Genomic DNA, 23,056 nt, shown 5'->3' on the forward strand with positions numbered 1-23,056 from the left:
ACACCTAATTTTAAATAAATGAAATATATACTTTCCATAAATTTACTTATAATATCATTTTTAAGTTTCAAAGCTGATGCTCAAAGTGGCTTCAAAGCAACTTATGAATTAAACTTTCAAGCCGATTCTACCAATGATAAAAATATAGAATCAGAAATTTTTTTGCTGTATGTTAATAATGATTTATCTCAGTTTTTGAGTTACAACAATGCTTTGAGAGATTCAATTAGGCTGGAAATCAAAAAAGGTAATATGACTACTGAAGAAATAGTAGAGCAAACAATGAATAGACCTAGAACAAAGTTTTATGTTAAAATTAATAAGATTTTTCAGGAATCTAGAATTGAAAATTTGCATCAGATTACAACCGAATTGTATAGTTATTATCAGCCGTTAAAATTGATGGATTGGACGCTAAGCAATGAAACTAAAAATATTAATGGATATAGTTGTCAAAAAGCTACCACCTCATACGCTGGCAGAAATTACATTGCTTGGTATGATGCTGAAATTCCTATAAGTGACGGACCATATAAATTCTATGGTTTACCGGGTTTAATTATTTCAATTTATGATACTAAGGAGCACTATAAATTTGATTTGGTCGGTTTGGAAAAAGGGAATTATGAAATCAAGAGAAATCTACTAAATGAGGATTATCAATTAATAACAGAAGACGAATACAAACAAATGAGAGCAAATTATAAAGCCAATGCAGAAGCGATGGCTGAAAGAGTATTTTCACAAATGGACGGTAATAAAAAGCCAAAGAAATCCACAGCCAATAATCCCATTGAGCTAGAATGAGAATATGCCTTGCCATATTATTTTTTTTATTCAATCTCGGATTATGCAATGCATATGCGCAATTTAAAATTTTTGGTAAAGTTAAAAATAGTAAAGAAGAGCTGCTCATTGGGGCATCTGTGGTTTTAAAAAATAATAGCGCTAAAATTTTAGATTTTAGTATTTCAGACAAGGATGGTAAGTATCAACTCTCTATAAATGAGAAGGATAGTTTAATAATAGAAGTTTCTTATATCGGATATAAAAAGATCAAAAAGTCTATTTTTGTTGATGCTTCAAGAGAGCTCAATTTTGAAATGACAGAAGATGTGGTGGAATTAGATGAGGTCAAACTAAAAGCACCTCCCATCATTGATTTTGGAGATACCATTAATTATTCTGTCAATGCGTTTAAAAGTCAGCAGGATAGAGTAATTGCTGACGTGCTAAGGAAATTGCCTGGTATTTCTGTGGATGGTGATGGTCGAGTAAGCTACATGGGCGAACCTATTGAAAAATACTATATCGATGGGCTCGACCTTTTAGAAGGAAGATATAATTTGGCCAACAATAATTTACCGGCAGGAGCAGTTACTGATGTGCAAATATTGGAGAATCATCAACCGATCAGAATTTATGATAGCCTGGTTTTTTCTAATAAAACTTCATTAAATATTAAGCTGAATAAAAATGTCACAATTACCGGAAGTGGAAAATTGGGCGGAGGTTTTAGTCCGGGATTATGGGAAGCTAACATTAGTCCGATGCTCTTCAATAAGAAGCAACAACTGATTGCTTCTTTTCAATCCAATAATACGGGCAATAATCTAGAAAGAGAATTGCAATCCTTTCGTTCTTCAAATTTTAACTTTGGTAGAAAAGATTATTTACTTGAAGTCCAATCTATTAATCAACCTCCATTTAATGAAAAATTTTGGCTAGATAATCAGTCGCATTTAGGAAGCATTAATTATTTAAGAAAAGTCAATGAAAAATGGCAGATAAAAGGAAATATTAATTATTTGGATGCAGGAAAAGTGCTCAATGGGAGCACAGAGACTCAAATTTTTATACCGAATGATAGCATTCAATTATCAGAGATTAAGCGAAATGAAATTAATTCAAACGTGATAAAAGGGGAGCTCTTTTTAGAGAAAAATATTATTGACAGTTATTATAAACAGAGCATTTCTATTAATTCTACCCTAGATAATAAAGTAGGAGCCTTAAATCTTTCGAATCAGTCCGATTTTAATCAGGATATAGATCAGTCTCATTTTTGGGCTCAAAATGAAATTTTAGCGATTAAAAAGATTTTCAATTCCTTGATCACTTTTAAATCTAGTTCCAATTATATTAGGAACAATGAATTACTTAGCATAACTCCCCCCGTTTTTTCAAATGCAATTGGGAATACTGGAAACGCAATTCAGCATCTAAATAAAAATATACTGGATACGCAAAATAAAATAAGCATGTCCAAAAAGTTCGGGAGGGTGTTAGTGAATCCTGAAATGGGATTTAACCTATTATCAGAGGACTTAATTTCGGAAATTAACCCCGAAAATGAAGGGTCTTCAGATTCCTTAAGATCTAATGATTTGAGCTTAATTAATCTTTCTCCCTATTTAAATATTAAGTCAGAATATGCATATAAAAAATGGATTGCGACTTTTAACCTCCCTTTGTTTTACAGGAACTTCTGGATGAAAGACAATGGTATGGCTACTCAAGAAAATAATTTTACCCGTTTAAACCTCGAGCCTGAATTCAATGCGCACTATAAAGTCAACAACTTTTGGAAAGCGAATTTTAATGCAGAAATCAAAAATGAATTTGGCAATGTTAACAGAATTCACAATGGCTATATTTTAAGATCTTATCGAAATCTACTGAGATTTGAAACGCCCTTGGAAGAAATCCAATCAAAATCAATTGGCGGAAATATTCAATATAGAAATCCTATTAAAGCATTTTTCTGGACTTTACGCTACAAATATGGCCTGATGACTTCTAATATTCAAGAGAGTTATAGTTATTCTCAGCAAGGAGCTTCCATTGTCAATACAGTAGAAGAGGAGATCAATTCGACTCGGCAGATGCTATCCATGGACATAAGCAAGTATTTCAACGTCATTAAAACAACTTTTTTCGTTAATTCTACTGCCATGCAAATGCTGAGTCCGAGAATTTTGAATGGTAGTTTGTCAGATATAGAAAATAAAAACTTCAATTATAGTTTAGGAGCAAGGGGAGTAGTGACTTCTTTTATAGAATATGATTATGCTTTTCGACAAGACTTCTTATCTAATGAAATTAACGAAGTTGGAGTCAATTTTTTAAGAAGAGATAAGCACGAGCTTCTATTGGACTTTTCATTAAATGATAGTCAATATTTTGGAGTTCAATTTCAAGCCAATAATAATTTTATTTCGGGTGAGAATACAGGCTTTAATCAATTTTTGAATTTGTCATACAATTACATTTTTAGCAAGTTAGGGCTCGATTTAACTTTAGACTGTAGGAATCTAATGAATAATCAAGATTATATTTCAGTATTTGCAGATGCTAATAATTATGTGCTTAACCAATTTCAAATGAGACCAAGACAGTTTTTATTAACTGCTCAATTTTCCTTGGGTAAATTTGAGTAATACCTTCCTTAAGTTAATAGTATTTAAACTAAATCTAGTAACGATATTGATAGAGTATCTTGATACGGAAATAAGCTAATCTACCAAGACCTAACGTAACAATACCTTTTCTAAACGGTTCAATAAGCAAAAGTATTTTTAGAAATGGGAAAAGATAATATACCAAGTATAAAAAACGAAGAACAATACGAAGCTTTACGAGATAAAGGTATGAGTAAAGAGAAGGCTGCTCGGATAGCAAATACCCCTGATTCTGGTAAAAAAGGAGGGAAGTCTGCTGCTTATGAGGAATGGACAGTTGATGAATTAAAAGATCAGGCTCAAAAAGTAGGAATCGAAGGGCGATCTAAAATGAATAAAAAGGAACTTATTGATTCGTTAAGAAATCACTGATTTTGATGTTTATTTTTAAGAAAAAGGTTCTCATAATCAGTGTTATAATCCTTTCGGATTGTACCGAAAACTCTATCCCAAAGTAGTGTATATAATCCGTAGTTTCCATGAAATTTTTTATGATGCATATTATGGGCTACTGAAGTATTTACGAATCTCCCGATCCAAGTCTTGTGGAAGTTTTTTGGCCACAATTCATAGCCGGTATGTCCATATACGTTATAAATTATCTGAAAAATGAAAAATATAGCAATTGCACTTCTATGAGCTGGAATTGTAAAAGCGATTAAAGTAATAATACCTGCTTCAATAATTGCCTCTAAGGGATGAAAAGCATAAGCTGTCCAAGGTGAAGGGTTTGTAGAGGTGTGGTGAACTTTGTGAATGTATCTATACAGTTTTGGATGGTGCATAATTCTATGCATCCAATAAAAATAGAAATCATGAAGGATAAACATTAGGCCTAAAGAAGTGAAATAGTACCATTTTGGCATATCCGAAATGGAATCGTAAATCAAAGAGTATTCTGCAAAGGTTTTTAAGCTGAGAACTGCAATTACTGTAAAAATGAAAATGGTAAGTGTTGAATATCCAATATCACGTCCGTAGTCATTCAATTTTGGAAACTTATCTTGAATTTTTCGACTTGCAACTAACTTTCTGAATATGATATAAAAGCTAACAAAAGCTATGCTGGCAGTTATGAAGTATCGATAAGAGATATTCCAAAATGCTCGAGAGAAATAATCATAAATGAACTCCATCCATTCTATCATTGTGTAATATCAATAAATGATGGTTAAAAAACAATAACAATGTTATTGAAGCAGTAAATGATAGAGTTTAGGAGTGTTGTTAAAATTTAGCTACTAATTTCCCAAACTGTTTACCTTCTTTCATTTTATCGAAGGCTTCTACTATATTTTCAAAAGGTCTAATGGAATCAATTATAGGTTCAATTCTGTTTTTCTTGACAAAAGTAAGCATAGCTTTGAATTCATCATCATTAGCCATTGTGCTTCCCTGAAGGGTTATCTGGTTCCAAAACATTCTGAAAACATCTATATCTTTTGGCTTCCCATTGGTAGCCCCATAAAAAACGATCCGTCCTGCTGGGTTCATTAATTTAATAAGGTCATTCAAACCATCTCCAACTGCACTGTCAATCACTATATCAAAACCTCCTGATTTCTCTTTTGCTTCTTTTGTCCAATTCTCATCTTTGTAATTAAATGCTGCTGATGCACCAAGTTCTATGGCTTTAGATCTTTTATTTTCATCACTTGAAGTTACGAAGACTTCAGCCCCTTTTGCTAAGGCGAACTGAAAAGCAAATTGAGCTACACCACCGCCAACACCAGAAATTAAAACTTTACTTCCTGCTTCACATTTCCCATGATGAAATAATGCTCTATAGGCTGTCATACCGCCTAAAGGTAATGCTGCTGCGATCTCAGCATCAAGGTGTGTAGGTTTTTCAGCTATTTTATTGACATCTATAGCGACATATTCACAGAACAAACCATCGGTTGGGGTTCCTAATATATGGTAATCTGGAGCTTGTACGTTAGGGTTTTCACCCCATCCCACATTAGGATTGATTAATACATCCATTCCTTTCCATACTTCATCAACTTTTTCTCCTGTTTCAATAACCCGTCCGCATGCATCAGAACCTAAAGTAGTTCCAATTTTTATTCCAGGGTATTTGCCTTCTCTTATAAATTGATCTCTATGATTAAGGGCGACTGCCTGAATTTTAATAAGTACTTGGTTTTCTTTTAATGCAGGAGTTTCTTTTTCTCTAAATTCTAATTTGTGATTATCTGCTATTACAAGTGCTTTCATTAATCCGAGATTTTTTAATAGTAGCTTAGTAAAATTTAAATCTAATTGGACAAATACATAATACCAAAGCTAAATATGAATAATTACGTTAAAATGGAGCTTCGTCAGAATCCTGAGAAGTATCATTACCGGTAGCCTTACTAGGCATAGTTACTGCACTAGGGGTGTCAAAATCAGAAGGTACACCTGCTTGAGATGGGAATGTACTTCCATACGGAACCGCTTCTCCTCCTGTGCCGGGTGCATCCAAGTCAGAGAATTTGGTAAATCTACCGATAAATTTAAGAGGTACAGTTTCTAAAGAACCATTTCTGTGCTTGGCTATAATAACTTCACCTACATTTGAGGTTGGCATGCCGTTTTCATCTTCAGTTATTCCATAATATTCCGGTCGGTAAAGGAACATTACCATATCGGCATCTTGCTCAATTGATCCTGACTCCCTCAAATCGGAAAGTTGAGGTCTTTTATCTCCACCCCGTGTTTCAACAGCACGACTTAACTGAGAAAGGGCAATTACTGGTACATTCAATTCTTTTGCAATATTCTTCAATGCCCTTGATATAGAAGCGATTTCCTGCTCACGGTTTCCTGATCCACCTCCTGATTTTGTGCTATCACCTGACATTAACTGCAAATAATCAATTACCACTAATTGAATATCATGCTGCTGTTTTAACCTTCTACACTTTGCTCGTAATTCTAATATCGAAAGGGCAGGAGTGTCATCAATGAAGATAGGGGCTTCTGTTAATGCAGCAGTTTTATGTACTAGCTGCTGCCATTCATAATCCTTCAAATCTCCCTTTTTGATTTTTTCTGAATCCAATTCTGCTTCTGCCGATATCAATCTGTTTACCAGCTGTACTGAACTCATCTCTAGTGAGAAAATCGCAACAGGCTGCTTGAAATCAACAGCGGCATTTCTCAATGCAGAAACCACGAATGCTGTTTTACCCATACCAGGTCGGGCTGCAATAATCACCATATCTGATTTTTGCCAGCCAGACGTAACTCTATCTAATGCAGAAAAACCAGTTGGTACACCCGTTAATCCATCAGTATGATTTTTACGCTCTTCTAACTCAACAAAGGCTTGTTTCATTAAAGAGGACATATCAGCATAATTCTTTTTGATGTTTGAGTTGGTTACATCAAAAAGTTCTTGTTCTGTTTTGTCTAATAAATCAAAAACATCAGTAGTGTCTTCATAAGCATCCTCCTGAATTTCTCTTGAAATTTTAATCAGTTGTCTTTTAATTGCTTGTTCTGCAATGATTCTTGCATGGTACTCAATATTGGCAGCTGAGTTAACTCTAGATGTTAAGGATGTGATATAATATGAACCGCCAACTAATTCTAATTTCCCGTTTTTTCTTAACTGATTCGTAACCGTCATAAGGTCAACTGGTTCCGAATTGTTGAAAAGTTGGATGATGGCTTTATATATTTCTTCATGTGCTTCTCTGTAGAAGCTTTCTGGTTTTAAAATATCAATAACATTCGTTAATGCATCTTTTTCAAGCATTAATGCTCCCAAAACAACCTCTTCTAATTCAACCGCTTGAGGTGGTATTTTGCCCATATTGTCGCTTAAATCGACTTTTTTGTTTTTCTGACCAATTCTCAATGCGGATGATTTCCTTTGTTCCATATGTTCCCCTACTTAATTTTGAAATTTCAAAAGCTAACAAAACTAAATTATTATTTTCGTTATCTTTAACGAAAACCGACCAAGTTTCCGACAACTTATCAACAGCTTATCAACAGCTAAAAATAAAAGATAATTTGCCACGCGCTAAACTTTATTCTATTTTTGACTAACTAACAAAAACCAAATGAATTTAGATCAAATAAATAAAATACATTTTATAGCAATAGGTGGAAGTGTGATGCATAATTTAGCTATCGCCCTTCATAAAAAAAATATTCATGTTACAGGTTCTGATGATGAAATTTACGAACCTGCAAAAGGTAAATTAAAAGCTGCTGGTTTAACTCCTTCTATTGGTTGGGATGATAGTTGTATTACTTCTGATTTAGATGCAGTGATTTTGGGAATGCATGCTAAGGAAGATAATCCTGAATTAAAGAAAGCTAAAGAGTTAGGATTAAAAATCTATTCGTTTCCAGAATTCATCAGGGAAGTTTCTAGCAATAAACAAAGAATTGTAATAGGCGGTAGTCATGGAAAGAGTACAATTACTGCCATGATTATGCATGTTCTAAAATCTATCGGGAAGCCATTTGATTATTTGGTTGGGGCTGAATTGGAAGGTTTTGATTTAACAGTTCAGCTTTCTGATGCCCCCATCATCATTATAGAAGGTGATGAGTATTTATCATCTAAACTAGACCTTACTCCTAAGTTTTTAAAATATGATCATCATATAGGAGTGATTTCAGGGATTAAATGGGACCATAAAAATGTATTTCCTAATCTTGAAGATTATACAAAACAGTTTGATCTTTTTGCCGATAAAACTCCTAAAGCTGGATCTCTTGTTTATTGTGAAGAAGATAACTTAGCAAATATTGTAGGGGCTAAAGATAGAGAAGATGTACGTAAGGTGGCTTATGCAGCGCATGATGCTGAAGTAGTCAATGGGAAAACCTTTTTGAAAACAAAGGATCATGGTAAAGTGGAAGTAGCTGTTTTTGGAAAACACAATCTTCAAAATATTAAAGCAGCCCAAGAAGTATGTTCAATTTTAGGTGTGCCTTCTGATAAATTTTATGAGGCCATAAAGTCATTTAAAGGAGCTAAAAATAGACTAGAATTAATTGCTGAAACCTCTGAAGTAAAAGTATATAAGGATTATGCACATGCACCTTCAAAACTAAGAGCAACTGTAAATGCATTACATTATCAATTTCCTGATAAGAAATTGTGTGTTGCTTATGAGCTTCATACTTTTAGTAGTCTTGATAAAGACTTTCTAAAGGAGTATAAAGATTCTCTAAAGCATTCAGATATTTCTTTTTTATATATTAATCCTGATAATCTAAAAATTGATGGAGGCGCAGACATAAATGAAGATTTACTCAAAAATGCATTTAATGATTCTGAATTGAGATTTTTCAATGATGATGAAAAATTGAAAGAAGCTATATTAGCTCAAAAAGGAAAAGCGTCAACTTTTACTTTTTTAAGTTCTGGCCATTTTGGACGATTAGATCTTGAGCAGTTAGCAAAAGAAATAGTTTCTTAAATATCCATTTGAAAAACCATCTTAACACCCATTTAATTTTTTTAATTTATTTATGTTTTTAAAGCTTAAAAATCCACTCGTAATATTCGATTTAGAGACTACAGGTACAAATGTTGTGAATGATAGGATCGTAGAATACTCGTTCGTTAAAGTAATGCCTGATGGTTCAACCATTAAAAATACTGATAAGGTAAATCCTGAAAGGCCAATTCCAGTAGAAAGTAGTCTAATTCATGGAATTTATGATAAAGATGTGAAAGAAAAGCCCACATTTAAGCAAGTAGCTAAAGAGTTATCATCATTTCTTCATGGGTGTGATTTAGCAGGCTTTAACATATTGAAATTTGATGTTCCAGTATTGGTAGAAGAATTTTTGCGAGCAGACGTTGACTTTGATATCTCGAAGCGAAAGCTACTAGATGCTCAAAAAATCTTCCATATGATGGAAAAGAGAACTTTGTCAGCAGCCTATAAATTTTATTGTGATAAAGAATTAGTAAATGCTCACTCTGCAGAAGCGGATACTCTAGCTACTTTGGAGGTATTAGATGCGCAGATTAAAAGATATGAAGGTGAAAGTTTGAAAGACTTAAAAGGTAAGGTTTTGGGCACAATTGAGAATAATGTAGAAACCTTACATCAAATAACAAATGATAATATGGTTGATTTGGCGGGTCGATTTGTGTTTAATGATGACGGTATAGAAGTATTCAATTTCGGAAAGCATAAAGGCCAAGCGGTTGAAAATGTATTGAAAAAGGAGTCTGGCTATTATGATTGGATGATGAAAGGCGATTTTCCAATGGATACAAAGCGAAAATTAACCGAAATTAAGTTAAGAGGTTTTCAGAATTAGTAAACATTCAAAATATCAAAAGCCCAATTAATTTATGAATTGGGCTTTTTTGTTTCTTAATTATTTCAATAACTACACTCCGTTTTTAATACAGTATAATCATAGATTTTTGGTTTATCCTACATCATATATAAAACTTATAAAGAGAGCATTTTATAATATTAATTTTAGTTAATTTTAAAATATTCAAAATATTTTAAATATTAACAGGGTTGAATACCGAATATCTTAATGAAATAACTGGGCTTTTGAATAATCAAAAGTATCAATACCAGTTATTAGATGATTTAAACATAACCAGATATGCCAATTATAAGTGTTTTTATCTCCTTATAGAGAATAAAATACTGTATGTAATGCCTATTGGTGAAACTGATGGTGATAAATCTCAGCAATTCTTTAAAAATTTACATCAAGCGTCTGGTTTGGGCAATGGTCAAAAATTAAGTATTATTTTAGATACTACTCAATTAAGCAATATACCTTCTTCAACAAGAAAGGAAGTGAATTATTTTAACTTATCACTTAGGAAATATTGGTCCGACATTCTTTTTATAAATCAAGGTATAGGTAAGCTAATTATTGATATGTATGAACTTCACAAGCCAGAACATGTAGAGGGCATAACTCGGGTAAATGAACCAAAAGAAGCAGTTAAATATGTTTTAGAAGGTTTTCGAAGCACTGTAAAGGATGATGATTTAGAAAGTCTTTCTAAGGAAGAATTAATTGCAGAAGTTAGAAGGCTAAGAAAATCAAAAGAAAATTCAAGTACGCCTGAAATTAGTGATTTAGTACAATCCATTAGCAATTTAGCTTGGGAGAAAGAGAAAACGCAATATATAGAGCCTAAAGGAGGTGAAGAGTTAAAAGCAATTTGTGGATTGCTAAACTCGATTATTTTTGATTTTAAAGAGCTACATAAAGAACATACTAGCCTGCAAGATGAATTTTATAATAAGTTAAAGTTTCAAGTAGGTGAAGTCATGCATCAAGAAGCAAGTCTAAGGTCAATATTTGATAGTTTAGACTCAATTATTTGGATGGTGGATGCTGACTTTAACCTAATGGCTTTTAATAATAAGTTTTATCATCATTTAAAAACAATGTATGGTATTACTCCTGAAATTGGGATGAATGTACTTGATTACAAGGAGCTAAAAGAGACTTATGATAAAACATATGAAAGAATTAGTAAGGCTCTTGATGGTAAGGAAGAAAGCTATATAGATTTTTATAGAGACGGAGAGCAGATTGTAAAGGTAGTAGATTCAAAAATCTTCCCTGTAGTATTAAATGAAAAGATATTTGGTGTGGCTTGTCTTACAAAAGACATTACAGAAAGCTTTGAGGCAGAAGAAAAAATTAAAAGCAACGAAAGAATAATTGCCTCTGTTAATAAAAATATTTCAGAAGCCATTTATAGAAGTTCACACGAAAAAGGATTGATTTTTATAAATCAAGCTTTTGTAAAAATGTTTGGTTTCGAATCAAAAGAAGAGTTATATGAGAATAACCAACTTCAAAATATTTATGCAAACCCAGAGGATCGAGAGAGACTAGGAAAGCTTTTAATAGAGTCAAAAGAAATGACCAATATTGAAGTCCAGTTCAGGAAAAAGAATGGTGAAGTATTTACCGGGCTATTAAGTAGTATGGTCAGTGAAGATGAAAACGGGATAAGATACTTTGACGGAGCCATTCGTGATGTTACCGCTTTAAAGAATGTACAGGAAAAGTTAAAAAGGCAGAACCGGGAGTTGAAAAAGCTGAATACTGAATTGGATAGCTTTGTTTACAGTGCTTCTCACGATTTAAAAGCACCGCTTAGTTCGGTAAAGGGATTAATTAACTTAGCGAAGACCGAATCAAATAAAGATCAATTAGCTCATTATCTGCAACTAGCGGATAAAAGTATTGATAAGTTAGATGACTTCATTCGTGATATTGTTGATTTATCAAGAAATGCAAGACAGACAATTAAATCAGAGGTTCTCAATTTTGAAGAACTGGTTCAGGATACTTTTGACAACTATCAATACCTAGATAATTTTAGTAAAATTGAGCGAAAAATTGAGGTAAAGTGTGATGTTGACTTTTATTCTGATAAAAGAAGGTTGAAAGTCATTTTTAATAATTTAGTATCAAATGCAATTCGATACTATAATCCATATTTGTTTAATCCATATGTGAATATTAAAATTAAGGCTGATAAAAAGAGGGCTGTCATAGAGATATCTGATAATGGCTTAGGAATTGAGGAACAATACCTTGATAAGATATTTGAAATGTTTTATCGAGCATCAAATCACAGTAAGGGTACAGGAATTGGTCTTTACATTGTGAAAGAAACTCTTCAGAAAATGAAAGGTGAGATAAAGGTTGAATCTATTCCAAAAGAAGGGACAAAGTTCACGGTTGTTTTACCAAATTTAGCTAAGTAATTGCCTAGTTTTCTGATGATACATTACGCATTATCAGACTCGATTTCTCTAACTAATTCTTCATACCACTCTTTACTGTAATTTCTAATAAGGGCGTCCTTAGTGAATTTATAGATTGGAGTTCCTAGCTTATCACCTAATTCACAAGCTGGATCACATATGTGCCATCTGTCATAATTTAGAGCATCATAATCATCGTATTTTGTAATACGAATAGGATATAAATGACAAGAAACTGGCTTGATAAAATCAATTTCACCATCGTTGTAGGCTTGCTCAATTCCACATTTTAAAATTCCCTTTTCATCATAGATAGCATAGGCACATTCTTTTTCATTTATAGTAGTAGTGCTGTAATCCCCTTCCCAGTCTTCAATGTATTCTCCTTGTTCTTCAATGGCTTTAATGCCTTCTTTTGATAGGTAAGGTTTTACCTTAGGATATATTTTTTTCATGATGGGTAATTCCTCATCCGTTAGAGGTGCTCCTAAATCACCTTCTACACAACAAGCACCCTTGCATTTCTCAATATTACAAACGAAGTTCTTTTCTTTAATGTCATCAGAGATGACAGTATTTCCTACTAATATCATATTACAAAATTAATTGATTTCGTGGAATTGACTCTAATAGAAGCTTGATGATTTTGAGATTCTTTTTGCTTTTATTAAAAAGCTTCTAATGAAAGGCATAGTTATAACTTAATGAGTGGTAATACTATTTTAAATGTAGTGCCTTCTCCTAAGGTGCTTTCTACTGAAACTTCACCATCATTCAATTCTATAAATTCTTTTACTAATAATAATCCTATTCCTGCTCCACTGGCATCTGAAGTACCAATTAATGTTTCATTATTGATGTGAAAAAGGTTTTTCAACTTCTTAGGGCTCATCCCCATCCCTGTGTCTTTTATGCAAATAGATATTTTGTCTTCAGCTTCTGGCTTTGACTTTACTGTGATTTCACCTCCATGTGGAGTGAATTTTATAGCATTGGATATAATATTTCTAAAGGCAATTTGAATAGTTTCCCGGTCAGCAAAAACTTTGTCATTTTCATTAATGTCAATACTAATGAATAAGTTTTTTGATTTAAGTTGATTTTTGAACAGTTTCTTTAAGTTCTCAAACTTCTTAAATAGATTAATCTCAGTTTTTTTAATTTCTAAGCCTTGAAGCTGACTTTTTGACCATGCTAATAAATTGTCTAATAAAATGGAGGAATTATTTAAATTTTCTTCTAAATCTTTAGTAATCGATTTAAATTCATTCTCAGTGAGTGAATTACTTTGGTATAAATTTAATATCCCTTTTAATGATACTATAGGCGCCCTCAAATCATGACTAATGATAGAAAATAGTTTGTTTTTAACAGTATTGAGGGATTCTACTTTTTTAACTTCAAGATCTAATTCATTCTTATTAATGAAGGATAACATTTTTTGGCGTTCCAAAATGTATGAAGCTAAAATACCTACCATGTACACAACAAAAAGCTGCGATATTTGTCTTTCCGCAATCATGGAATAATTAAAATTCTCTATATATAGGATATAGCCTAAAAAGTTGATCGAATTCACCAATAAGGCATATCTAAATCTCATTCCCATTATGGTTGAAATAATAAAAATAAGAACCATTAATATGTTGGACAAGAAAATATCAAAAGTAGGATCATCGTTAAAATGATAGTGTAAAAAGAATAAAGAAGACACGAAAAGAGCGATCAATATTCCCATATACTGAGTGAGCTTGTATCTTTCAGGTTTGAATAAAAACGTAAGACCTCCAAGCATTAATAAAACAATTCCCATCCCACCTCTGAATAAAATGGAAATGAAATCTGGTTCATAACGGATGATATCAACAAATATAAATATGATACTAAGTGCTGTTCCCAGAATGATAACAAAGCGCAAGGAATAAAGGTCTTCTTTAAAACAGCTTAAGTTGAATTTTTCCTCAGTTTTTGGTTTTTTGAACCACAGTAAGAATAAATTGTATTGATATAATTTTTTCAAAAATTTATATGTTTAAACTAATATATTAAATAAATCTAAATTAAAGCAATTGTTCCGATGAGTGAGGATTCTACATCATGTAAGATTGAAGATTGATTATGAATAATTTTAATCTTCAATATGAATGAAATCATAAAGATTTAGGTTAATTAAACTTTCTTTAATATTTCCACCTACTTTCTAATGGCAAATGGCAATTAGATTATAAATTTGCTTTATGGATTATTTAAGTCATTTAAATCCCCCACAGAGAGAAGGCGTTGAGAATTTAGAGGGGCCAACGATGATTATCGCTGGTGCAGGTTCTGGAAAAACAAGAGTACTTACCTATAGAATTGCTCATTTAATCACTTCTAAAAATGTAGATCCTTTCAGCATTTTAGCTTTAACTTTTACTAATAAAGCGGCTAAAGAAATGCGTGAAAGAATTGAGCGAGTTGTAGGCACTGATGCAAGAAATTTATGGATGGGAACCTTTCACTCTGTATTTGCTAGAATTCTAAGAGCTGAGGCAGATAAATTAGGTTACCCAAGTAACTTTACTATCTACGACACTGAAGATTCTAAATCTCTGATCAGAACCATTGTAAGAGAAATGGGGCTTGATGATAAGGTGTACAAACAAAATGTGGTATACAACCGAATTTCCGGGGCTAAAAACAATCTTGTTTCTTGGCAAAATTATATCAATAATCCAGTTTACATTTCGGATGATGAACAAGCCCAAAAGCCGAAAATGGGCGCTATCTATAAAGAATATGTTCAGCGTTGTTTCCGTTCTGGTGCAATGGATTTTGATGACTTGTTATTTAATACCAATGTTTTGTTTAGAGATCATTTAGATGTTTTAAATAAATACCAGCAGCGCTTTAAATATGTGATGATAGATGAGTTTCAGGATACTAATATCTCTCAGTATCTAATAACAAAACGCTTATCAGCAGTTCATCAAAATATTTGTGTAGTAGGTGATGATGCGCAAAGTATTTACGCATTTAGAGGGGCTAATATTCAAAACATATTAAATTTTGAGAAGGATTATCCTGATTTAAGAGTAATTAAATTAGAGCAAAATTATAGAAGTACTCAAAATATAGTAAATGCTGCTAATTCCGTAATTCTAAAGAATTCTGCTCAGCTAAAAAAGAATGTTTGGACTCAAAATGATGATGGTGAATTAATACATCTTATTAAGTCTACATCAGATAATGAAGAAGGACGATTAGTGGCTTCTTCAATTTTTGAAGATAAGAATAATAAAAAGTTAGAGAATAAGGATTTTGCAATTCTTTATAGAACCAATAGCCAGTCTCGTGCGATGGAGGAAGCGCTTAGGAAAAGCAATATTCCATATCGCATTTTTGGTGGGCTGTCATTCTATCAACGTAAAGAAATCAAGGACTTATTAGCTTATCTAAGGTTTACCATAAATCATAATGATGAGCAATCCTTTAGGAGAATAATCAACTTACCTAAAAGAGGTATAGGAGCTTCTTCAGTTGATAAATTGGTGGTAACTGCCTTTGAAAATGATTTGGGGATTTGGGAAGTATTGCAGAAAAGTCAAAGAGTATTGCCAAGCAGAGCGGCTAATGCGGTTGATAATTTCGTGACTATGATCAAGTCTTTCAAAATAAGATTAGATCAGGCAGATGCCTATGAAACTGCAGCTTTTATTGCAAAGCAAAGTGGGTTATTAAAAGAGCTTTATGATGATAAAACTATTGAAGGACTCAACCGATATGAAAACGTTCAGGAATTACTAAATGCGATTAAAGAGTTTGTTGATGATGAGCAACAAGAAGATAAATCTTTAGAAGCTTTTATTGCTGATGTGGCTTTATTGACAGATGCTGATAATGAGGATGTTGAAAATACCGATTATGTAAACCTTATGACGATTCACTCTGCTAAAGGATTAGAGTTTAAGCATGTTTACATAGTAGGACTTGAGGAGGATTTATTCCCCTCTCAAATGATGCTAAACAGTAGAGCGGATTTAGAAGAGGAGAGAAGGCTTTTTTATGTAGCTATAACTAGAGCCATGGAAAAAGTAACTCTAAGTTATGCCCTTACTCGTTATAGGTTTGGTAGACTTAAGAATTGTGAACCAAGCAGGTTTATTGAAGAAATAGACCCAGCTTTCATTAAAGTAGATAGGAAGTTTAATAGATCTGAGCCTATGGGAGCTTTAAACAATGGTACTTCCAATAGCATTTATGCTAAAAACCTTGTGGCACAACGAAAGACAGAAAGAAAAGCAGTTCCTCCAGGTAAAAAACTACATACTCCTTCGCCTGATTTTGCTCCAAGCGATACTCGAGACTTGGATACTGGAATGCGAGTAGAGCATCCTAAATTTGGTTTTGGAGAGGTGAAAAAGATGGACATTCAAGGAGCAAACAGAAAAGCAACTATTGAATTTGAAAACTTTGGGGAAAAGACTTTGCTTTTAACTTTTGCGAAGCTGAGAATTTTGTAAAATCAAGAGGGATTGCTAGCGATCCACCATGCTTCTGGTTTTACCAAAATAGTATCTTCTTTATCTACATGAACCATGCCTGGAGGTAATCCCTTAGGTTTGCGGACATACTTTTTAGGCGTCACGATTACGGGGCTCAAACTGTCTGATTTACGTTTTGAATAAAAGGCTGCTGTCTGTGCTGCATGCTCGATTACATCTTGTGGAAACGGTTTATTACTTTGTTGTTTTAATACGACATGTGAGCCAGTTACATCTTTTGCATGTAACCATAAATCATTCTTTTTTGCATATTTAAGCGTAAGCTCATCATTCTCTCTAGCACCTTTTCCAACTAAAATAATGAAGCCACCGTATTCAAATTTTTTATAAGGTACTTTTAATTCTACCTGTGCTCGTTCCTGTTTAGGGTTTTGCTTAATTAACTTTTTAAGAGATTTTATATCTTCAGTATTGTTTACTTCAGCAAGTTTGTGCTCTATTTCCTCTAATTCCTGCTCTTTTTGCTTGATAGAAGCTTCTAATTGTTGTAATTCAATCTTTTGGTTTTTTGATTTTCTATACAAATTTTCAGCATTCTTCTGCGGACTCAAATTTGATTTTAGAGGTATTTTTACCATTTCGTTAGTATAGAAATTCATCAAATCAACTTCCTTAGCGTGTGGTGGGATTTGATGCATATTTGCCATTAAAATATCGGCTAATTGGTTGTAACCTGGTTTTTCAATTACTTCTTCTAGCTTTTGATTAGATTTCTTGATGTAATTGATGGTTTGGTTTCTTTGTTTTTCAAGCTGTTTGCTAAGTCTTTTTTTCTCTTTCCTAATAAAGTTTTCTTTGGCATAGGTGTAGAAAAACTGAGTAATTCCCTCTAAACAACTTTTTTCTTCTTTAATGACTTCTCCAATAGGAATTAATGAAAAGTGAATTTCTTCATTCCAAATAATAGTGTAAAAGCTCTTAGGAGAGCTTATATCTTCAGCTAAGATTGAAATGATTTCCCATTGTTCTTCTAAGTTTTTTTCCTGAAGATGTATGCTTTTAAAATATTGCTTGATAAGCTTACCGAATGTTGGGAATAGCTTTTGATAATTTCCATCATATTTAAAAAAGGCTTCTTTAGATTGATCTAAAGTACGATCTAGAGAGTCTAATTCTAATTCAATATCTTGAGGGAAACTATTTCTGAATAGTTTTGTAGCTTTTTGATTTTTGTAACCAATAATATTGGATCGATTACCATGCATTTTAAACAGTAAACTCAAATCATTTTCAAAATGAATAGTAAAGCATCTTTCATTTTCATATTGTTGAATTGAAGTTACTTTTTGATTTATATACTCTGTGAATAAATCAATACTATTGCTTTTAGTCCTTGCGAATTGATTAGGAAAGCTTAAACATGAAAACTCAGGTTTTAAAGAAGCTTTGATGTAGAATTCTTCTTTTTGAAGCCCAAATCCTAAAATTAATTCATCCTTACTCTGGCTAAAACATTCTAATAGTTCAAAGCCTAAAATCTTGCTCTCTAATTCTTGAGATAATTGCCTGAATACATAATAGTTATTATGCATCTTAAATTTCTATTTGTAGTCCATCATAGGCTAAATTCATACCCTCAGGAAGTTCTTCTTCAATATCTCGATGAAGTCCCATTTTATGTCCCATATGAATAAAATAAGCTTGAGGAATTTCTAATTCTTTAACTACCTCCATGGCTTGTTCCAAATTGAAATGTGATAGATGAGAGAATTTTTGTAAGGCGCTTAATACTAATACTTTACTCCCTCTAATTTTATGTTTTTCTTCCTCAGGAATATGGTTTACATCGGTGATATAGGTAAAATCACCAAATCGATAACCAAAAACTGGTAGTTTATAATGTAGTACATTGATAGGAGTAATCTCTATCTCATCAATTTTGAATGGCTTATTTTCTATTTCGTTCAGTTCAACTTTTGGTATCCCTGGATATTTATTGGCTGCAAAAATGTAAGCAAACTCCCTTTGTATTTGTTCTAGCACAGATTTTCTACCATATACTGGCATATCCATATCCTGCTTAAAGTTGTAGGATCTCACATCATCCAAGCCTGCTGTATGATCTTTATGCTCATGTGTATAAATCACAGCATCCAAATGATTGATTCTTTCCCTTAGCATTTGTTCCCGAAAATCAGGACCTGTATCAATTACAATACTTTTCCCTTCTATTTCTAGATGGATGCTAGTTCTAGTTCTATTATCTCTATAGTCCAAAGAGCTGCAAACTTCACAGTCGCATGCTATTACGGGTACTCCTTGAGATGTGCCTGTTCCTAGAAATGTTACCTTCAAAGTGCCAATTCGGTTTGTTGAAGTTCTAAAAAGAATGATTTGTTTTTATCGCTTAGTGTTTTGGTATCTAATTCTACATTTTTTAAGATATCTACTAAGCAGTTGATTTTTCCTTCCGTATCGAAGAATTTATTTATGATTACAATACCCTGATCTTTTAATACACAATATCCTGATTTGAAATTTCCTTTTTCATACCGTAATACATATTCTGATTCTGCGAATACGTCTTCCAATTTGTTGAGGAATGATTTAGTGTATTTTATCTGCATAATGATTATTTTAAATTATATCATCACTATTTAGTAATGATAATTAAAGTAAAATGTTTTCAGATGCTGAAAATTAAAAGAAAATTAGTTGGTTAACTTTTTTACAGTTTCAACTAATTGATCAAAGTTTAAAGGCTTTTGCAAGTATTCGTTTATGCCAGCTTCTTTAAATTCTTCATTAGTATAATTTTTCGCATTACCGGTAATGGCAATAATCGGAATAGATGATTTTTGTTCATCATCTAATGCTCTTATAGCTCTTGTGCATTCCATGCCATCCATTTTAGGCATGTTGATATCCATTAAAATGATATCGAAAGATTCTTTTTCTAACGCTTTTAAAACCTGCTCTCCATTTTTAGCTGAATGAATGCTATAGTTTTGCATCATTAAAATCTTTTTGGTCAAGTTCTGTATTACTGAACTATCTTCTGCTATAAGTACTTTTTTGTTTTCTGCCATTTTACTTCAATATTGACTGGTAATTGTCTGTAAATTTATTAAAATTATCTAATAAATGATTCAAGTCTTTTATAAGCTTTTCAGTTTTTTGATTTTTTAAATTTTCCTCTATCTTTTTTGCTTGATTTTCTAATGATCGAATTCCCAGCGTTCCTGCGTTTCCTTTTAAAGTATGTAAATTACTTTTGATTTTATCTAAATCTGAAGTTTTTTCAGCATTAATACTTTCCAATATCAAACTTTTTGCTTCAATTTCAAACTCTTCAAAGAATGATTTTATAGTCGGTTTATCAGCGTATTTGCTTAATTGTTTTAAAGTGGTTTTATCGATTAATTCTGATTCGAGATTATGCTTTGCAGGTTGAGCAGTTGAGCTTTTACTGATATTCCTCGCACTTTTTTTATGTTCAGGAAGATTCTTTTGAATTACTTCCAATAATAGATTAGAAACAATGGGTTTGGATAAGTAATCATCCATTCCTTTATCTAAAAACTTTTGACGGTCTTCTTTCATGGAATAAGCCGTCATAGCAATAATAGGAGGTATGTTTTTATTGAGTTTTCTGATTTCTTGAGTAGCTGTAACCCCATCCATGGTGGGCATTTGAATATCCATCAAGATTAAATCATAATCATTTTGACTAACCTTTTCAATTGCAGCAGCTCCACTAAAGGCAAGATCTGTTTTAAATCCTGATTTTAATAATATTTGACTCGCAACTTGGCGATTTATTGTATTGTCATCCACAATTAAAATATGTGGCGGGTTTTCATTGCTAATGTGGAATTCCTTAGGTTCTGCTAATTTCTTTTTGTTCTTATTGAATTCTTCAATTTCATCTTGAGTAGGTTGTTCACCAATTAGTGTGAACCAGAAAACGCTACCTTCATCTGGCTCAGAACTTACCCCTATTTGGCCACCCATTAAACTACTTAGTTGCTTTGAAATGGCTAAACCTAATCCAGTCCCACTATAGGCTTTTGTGCTCGAATTATCAACTTGAGTGAATAACTTAAATAAGTGATGTTGATCATTCTCAGAAATACCAATTCCAGTATCTTCTACAGCTATGCGATATAAGTCTTCTTTAATTTCCTTTGATATATGAAGCAACACTTTTCCACCTTTTTCAGTGAATTTTAAAGCATTAGAAGTTAAATTCGATACGATTTGGATGATTCTTGTTTCATCAATTTTTAGGTAGGTAGGAACATCATTATCTATTTTGAAATTTAAGTCGATTGCTTTGCTTTTTGCCTGTTGGCTGAATAGATTTAAAGCTTTTTCAAAAACACTTTTCACCTCAGAAACATGAGGTTGAATTTTCATCTTACCTGCTTCTATTTTACTTAAATCAAGTATATCATTTAATATAGTTAATAGCGTTTCGGATGAGCGTTTAATGGTTTGAACAAAATTTTGCTGCTCAGGATTTAACTGAGTTTGTGATAAAAGATCCACCATTCCTATTACTCCATTCATGGGGGTTCTGATCTCATGACTCATATTAGCAAGAAATTGCTCTTTTACCTTTAAGGAGTTTTCGGCTACATTTTTAGCATGTAATAATTCTCTATTGGCTTGCTTAAGTTTGGTAATGTCACGGGCTACACCTTCTATGGTAACTTCTCTGCTATCTTTATCGCGCACCAATCGGACGTTACAAATACAGTTTATTAATCGTCCATCCCTAGTAATGAGCGTGGCCTCAAAGTTTTGAACTCTTCTTCTTGAAACCAGTTTTTTAAGTAAATCCTTGGTTTTTTTAGTGTATAAATAATAATTCGTGATATTGTTACCAGTCACTTCATCTTGTTTGTAGCCAATATTCTCTTTAACAGACGGACTAATTAATATGATTTCACCGTTGAATCTACAGTTAAAATAAATATCCTGGAAAGATTCGAATATATTTCTAAATCGCCATTCACTTTTTTGAATATTTAAGGCATTAATCTTCTTTTCTGTAATATCATGGGCAATTCCAGATAGTCCTGTGATTTCTCCACCTTCAGTATAAATTGGGTTGAGGAATATTTCTTTCCATACTGTTGAGTTATCTAATGGGTTTTGAAATTCAATTTCAAAATTCAAAGCATTTCCATCTAAACAATTTTCAAATTTTTGTCCCCAAAATTTAAAGGCATCTTTAGAGAAAAACTCCGATATAGCTTTTCCTCTCAAATCAATATCAACTTTAGGTTTAAAATTGAAATATTTCAAAAATTCATACTCAAAGTTCTCATTAAATGAGGTGAGTAAATAGTCCTTATCTATTGACCATATAATATGATTGCTACTATTAAATATTGATTGCAAACGAGCCGCTTGATTGCTAATTTTTTCTTCAATGAATTTGCGTTCAACGGAAAGCAAAACTTGATTCGATATGAAGTTTAAAAGCTTAAGGTCTCTGTTTTTAAAAGCGTTTTCATCATTATAACTTTGAACACCAATAACTCCTGGAATTCCTTTTTCAGTTTGAAACGGAACCCCCATAAAAACCTTAGGAATAGTACCGTACTGGTGGATTTTGCCTTGTAAAATCAAATCCATGATTTCTGACTCCTTTAGTAAAACAGATTTCTTCTGATGGTATATGTACTCACAAAGCCCCTTTTTGTATTTGAATATCATGGATCTTGGAGCACCAGAAATTATCTCATCATTTATGTAAGGAAAATATAATTCTTGTTGATCAAATTTAAATTGGGCTATGAAGAAGTTTTTTGCATCCATTGCCTCATTCAGCTTATCATGGATACCTCTAAAAAGCCCATCTAAATCCGTACTCTTTAAAGTAAGATTTGTAATCTCATAAAACAGGTTTTGTGCTTTTTGAGCATGTATTTGATCAGTAATATCTTGGAAGTTAGCGATAAAATTTTGACTGTTTATACTTATCAGAATAATACCAGTAACGTAGATTTTATCATTGTTTTTAGAGCTAAGTCTGACTTCTAATAATTCTTGAACTTTACTTGCTTTTGCATTAGAGCAAGCTTCCTTGAATTTATGCCAGTCATCGGAATATATTATATCTCGAATGAAAATGTGTTTAAGATCAATTGTGGAATACCCAAGAGTTTTACGCCAGTTTTTATTCGTTTTCAGAATTTTACCATCTTCGGTAAATTCCATGCTCAAATCAATACCTTCTTCTAAGAATTTAGTACTCTCGAAACTTCTTGAGTTCTTTAGAAGGTACTTTTTTTGATAGATAGCTAAACGTAATCTTTCTACCTCTTTTATAAGTTGATCTTTATCGTAATTTTGTAGCTCCAAAACA

17 protein-coding genes are annotated in these 23,056 nt (G+C 32.5%); 7 read left to right on the forward strand and 10 right to left on the reverse strand.

The genetic code is table 11. From position 1 onward, the window contains the following. Positions 1-18 precede the first annotated feature (18 nt). The 3 genes from QYS48_RS13220 (at position 19) to QYS48_RS13230 (ending at position 3,833) form a co-directional block, all read left to right on the forward strand. Positions 19-807, forward strand: coding sequence for a GLPGLI family protein (locus tag QYS48_RS13220; RefSeq protein WP_308356325.1), 789 nt, complete (start codon positions 19-21; stop codon positions 805-807). Then, complete coding sequence (locus tag QYS48_RS13225; RefSeq protein ID WP_308356326.1) at positions 804-3,440, forward strand: carboxypeptidase-like regulatory domain-containing protein; 2,637 nt, start codon at positions 804-806, stop codon at positions 3,438-3,440. Before QYS48_RS13220 ends, QYS48_RS13225 begins: the two co-directional genes overlap by 4 nt. A 144-nt stretch (positions 3,441-3,584) precedes the next feature. Continuing rightward, on the forward strand, positions 3,585-3,833 hold the full coding sequence (locus QYS48_RS13230) for a Rho termination factor N-terminal domain-containing protein (protein WP_302101254.1): 249 nt from the start codon (positions 3,585-3,587) through the stop codon (positions 3,831-3,833). On the opposite strand, the gene QYS48_RS13235 is transcribed toward QYS48_RS13230, so the two are convergent. The 3 genes from QYS48_RS13235 to dnaB form a co-directional block, all read right to left on the reverse strand. Next, positions 3,827-4,597, reverse strand: coding sequence for a sterol desaturase family protein (locus QYS48_RS13235; protein WP_302124350.1), 771 nt, complete (start codon positions 4,595-4,597; stop codon positions 3,827-3,829). The two genes, QYS48_RS13230 and QYS48_RS13235, sit on opposite strands and share 7 nt — an antisense overlap. Positions 4,598-4,688: 91 nt before the next feature. Next, complete coding sequence (locus tag QYS48_RS13240) at positions 4,689-5,681, reverse strand: zinc-binding dehydrogenase (RefSeq protein WP_308356327.1); 993 nt, start codon at positions 5,679-5,681, stop codon at positions 4,689-4,691. 88 nt (positions 5,682-5,769) lie between these two features. Beyond that, positions 5,770-7,335, reverse strand: a complete 1,566-nt coding sequence (dnaB, locus tag QYS48_RS13245) for a replicative DNA helicase (protein WP_308356328.1) — start codon at positions 7,333-7,335, stop codon at positions 5,770-5,772. Positions 7,336-7,519: 184 nt separating this feature from the next. Between dnaB and murC the strand changes: the two genes are divergently transcribed. The 3 genes from murC (at position 7,520) to QYS48_RS13260 (ending at position 12,193) form a co-directional block, all read left to right on the forward strand. Next, positions 7,520-8,893 carry a Mur ligase family protein gene (murC, locus tag QYS48_RS13250; protein ID WP_308356329.1) on the forward strand — a complete coding sequence of 458 codons (1,374 nt, stop codon included), beginning with the start codon at positions 7,520-7,522 and terminating at the stop codon, positions 8,891-8,893. A gap of 52 nt (positions 8,894-8,945) precedes the next feature. Further along, positions 8,946-9,749, forward strand: coding sequence for a 3'-5' exonuclease (locus QYS48_RS13255; protein WP_302101253.1), 804 nt, complete (start codon positions 8,946-8,948; stop codon positions 9,747-9,749). A 212-nt stretch (positions 9,750-9,961) separates the two neighbouring features. Next, on the forward strand, positions 9,962-12,193 hold the full coding sequence (locus tag QYS48_RS13260; protein WP_308356330.1) for a PAS domain-containing sensor histidine kinase: 2,232 nt from the start codon (positions 9,962-9,964) through the stop codon (positions 12,191-12,193). Between the two features lie 23 nt (positions 12,194-12,216). Here the strand turns inward: QYS48_RS13260 and QYS48_RS13265 are convergent, their stop codons facing one another. Then, the gene (locus tag QYS48_RS13265; RefSeq protein WP_302124355.1) at positions 12,217-12,786 is read right to left on the reverse strand and encodes a DUF3109 family protein; all 570 of its coding nucleotides are present in this window, start codon (positions 12,784-12,786) and stop codon (positions 12,217-12,219) included. Between the two features lie 101 nt (positions 12,787-12,887). Next, positions 12,888-14,213, reverse strand: a complete 1,326-nt coding sequence (locus QYS48_RS13270; RefSeq protein WP_308356331.1) for a HAMP domain-containing sensor histidine kinase — start codon at positions 14,211-14,213, stop codon at positions 12,888-12,890. Between the two features lie 217 nt (positions 14,214-14,430). Here QYS48_RS13270 and QYS48_RS13275 point away from each other — a divergent pair, with 217 nt between their 5' ends. After that, on the forward strand, positions 14,431-16,695 hold the full coding sequence (locus QYS48_RS13275; RefSeq protein ID WP_308356332.1) for a UvrD-helicase domain-containing protein: 2,265 nt from the start codon (positions 14,431-14,433) through the stop codon (positions 16,693-16,695). Between the two features lie 2 nt (positions 16,696-16,697). Here QYS48_RS13275 and QYS48_RS13280 read toward each other — a convergent pair whose 3' ends face one another. From QYS48_RS13280 to QYS48_RS13300, 5 genes are all read right to left on the reverse strand, one after another. Then, the gene (locus QYS48_RS13280) at positions 16,698-18,269 is read right to left on the reverse strand and encodes an NFACT RNA binding domain-containing protein (RefSeq protein WP_308356333.1); all 1,572 of its coding nucleotides are present in this window, start codon (positions 18,267-18,269) and stop codon (positions 16,698-16,700) included. Between the two features lies 1 nt (position 18,270). Then, on the reverse strand, positions 18,271-19,032 hold the full coding sequence (locus tag QYS48_RS13285; protein WP_302124360.1) for an MBL fold metallo-hydrolase: 762 nt from the start codon (positions 19,030-19,032) through the stop codon (positions 18,271-18,273). Beyond that, a complete protein-coding gene (locus QYS48_RS13290; protein ID WP_308356334.1) occupies positions 19,029-19,304 on the reverse strand; it encodes a hypothetical protein in 276 nt (91 codons plus the stop codon). Before QYS48_RS13290 ends, QYS48_RS13285 begins: the two co-directional genes overlap by 4 nt. 84 nt (positions 19,305-19,388) lie before the next feature. After that, positions 19,389-19,766: a response regulator gene (locus tag QYS48_RS13295; protein WP_302101246.1), complete on the reverse strand. Its 378-nt coding sequence runs from the start codon at positions 19,764-19,766 to the stop codon at positions 19,389-19,391. 1 nt (position 19,767) lies between these two features. After that, positions 19,768-23,052, reverse strand: a complete 3,285-nt coding sequence (locus QYS48_RS13300; protein ID WP_308356335.1) for a PAS domain S-box protein — start codon at positions 23,050-23,052, stop codon at positions 19,768-19,770. Between the last annotated feature and the right edge of the window lie 4 nt (positions 23,053-23,056).

The organism is Marivirga arenosa, from assembly GCF_030503895.2.
Classification (GTDB): domain Bacteria; phylum Bacteroidota; class Bacteroidia; order Cytophagales; family Cyclobacteriaceae; genus Marivirga; species Marivirga arenosa.

Excerpts from the sequence above, each read along its gene's own strand:
- QYS48_RS13235 (WP_302124350.1), bottom strand. The coding sequence starts at position 4,597 with ATGGAGTTCATTTATGATTATTTCTCTCGAGCATTTTGGAATATCTCT.
- QYS48_RS13220 (WP_308356325.1), top strand. The coding sequence starts at position 19 with ATGAAATATATACTTTCCATAAATTTACTTATAATATCATTTTTAAGT.
- QYS48_RS13265 (WP_302124355.1), bottom strand. The coding sequence starts at position 12,786 with ATGATATTAGTAGGAAATACTGTCATCTCTGATGACATTAAAGAAAAG.
- QYS48_RS13295 (WP_302101246.1), bottom strand. The coding sequence starts at position 19,766 with ATGGCAGAAAACAAAAAAGTACTTATAGCAGAAGATAGTTCAGTAATA.
- QYS48_RS13290 (WP_308356334.1), bottom strand. The coding sequence starts at position 19,304 with ATGCAGATAAAATACACTAAATCATTCCTCAACAAATTGGAAGACGTA.
- QYS48_RS13275 (WP_308356332.1), top strand. The coding sequence starts at position 14,431 with ATGGATTATTTAAGTCATTTAAATCCCCCACAGAGAGAAGGCGTTGAG.
- QYS48_RS13230 (WP_302101254.1), top strand. The coding sequence starts at position 3,585 with ATGGGAAAAGATAATATACCAAGTATAAAAAACGAAGAACAATACGAA.
- QYS48_RS13225 (WP_308356326.1), top strand. The coding sequence starts at position 804 with ATGAGAATATGCCTTGCCATATTATTTTTTTTATTCAATCTCGGATTA.
- murC (WP_308356329.1), top strand. The coding sequence starts at position 7,520 with ATGAATTTAGATCAAATAAATAAAATACATTTTATAGCAATAGGTGGA.
- QYS48_RS13255 (WP_302101253.1), top strand. The coding sequence starts at position 8,946 with ATGTTTTTAAAGCTTAAAAATCCACTCGTAATATTCGATTTAGAGACT.
- dnaB (WP_308356328.1), bottom strand. The coding sequence starts at position 7,335 with ATGGAACAAAGGAAATCATCCGCATTGAGAATTGGTCAGAAAAACAAA.
- QYS48_RS13280 (WP_308356333.1), bottom strand. The coding sequence starts at position 18,269 with ATGCATAATAACTATTATGTATTCAGGCAATTATCTCAAGAATTAGAG.
- QYS48_RS13240 (WP_308356327.1), bottom strand. The coding sequence starts at position 5,681 with ATGAAAGCACTTGTAATAGCAGATAATCACAAATTAGAATTTAGAGAA.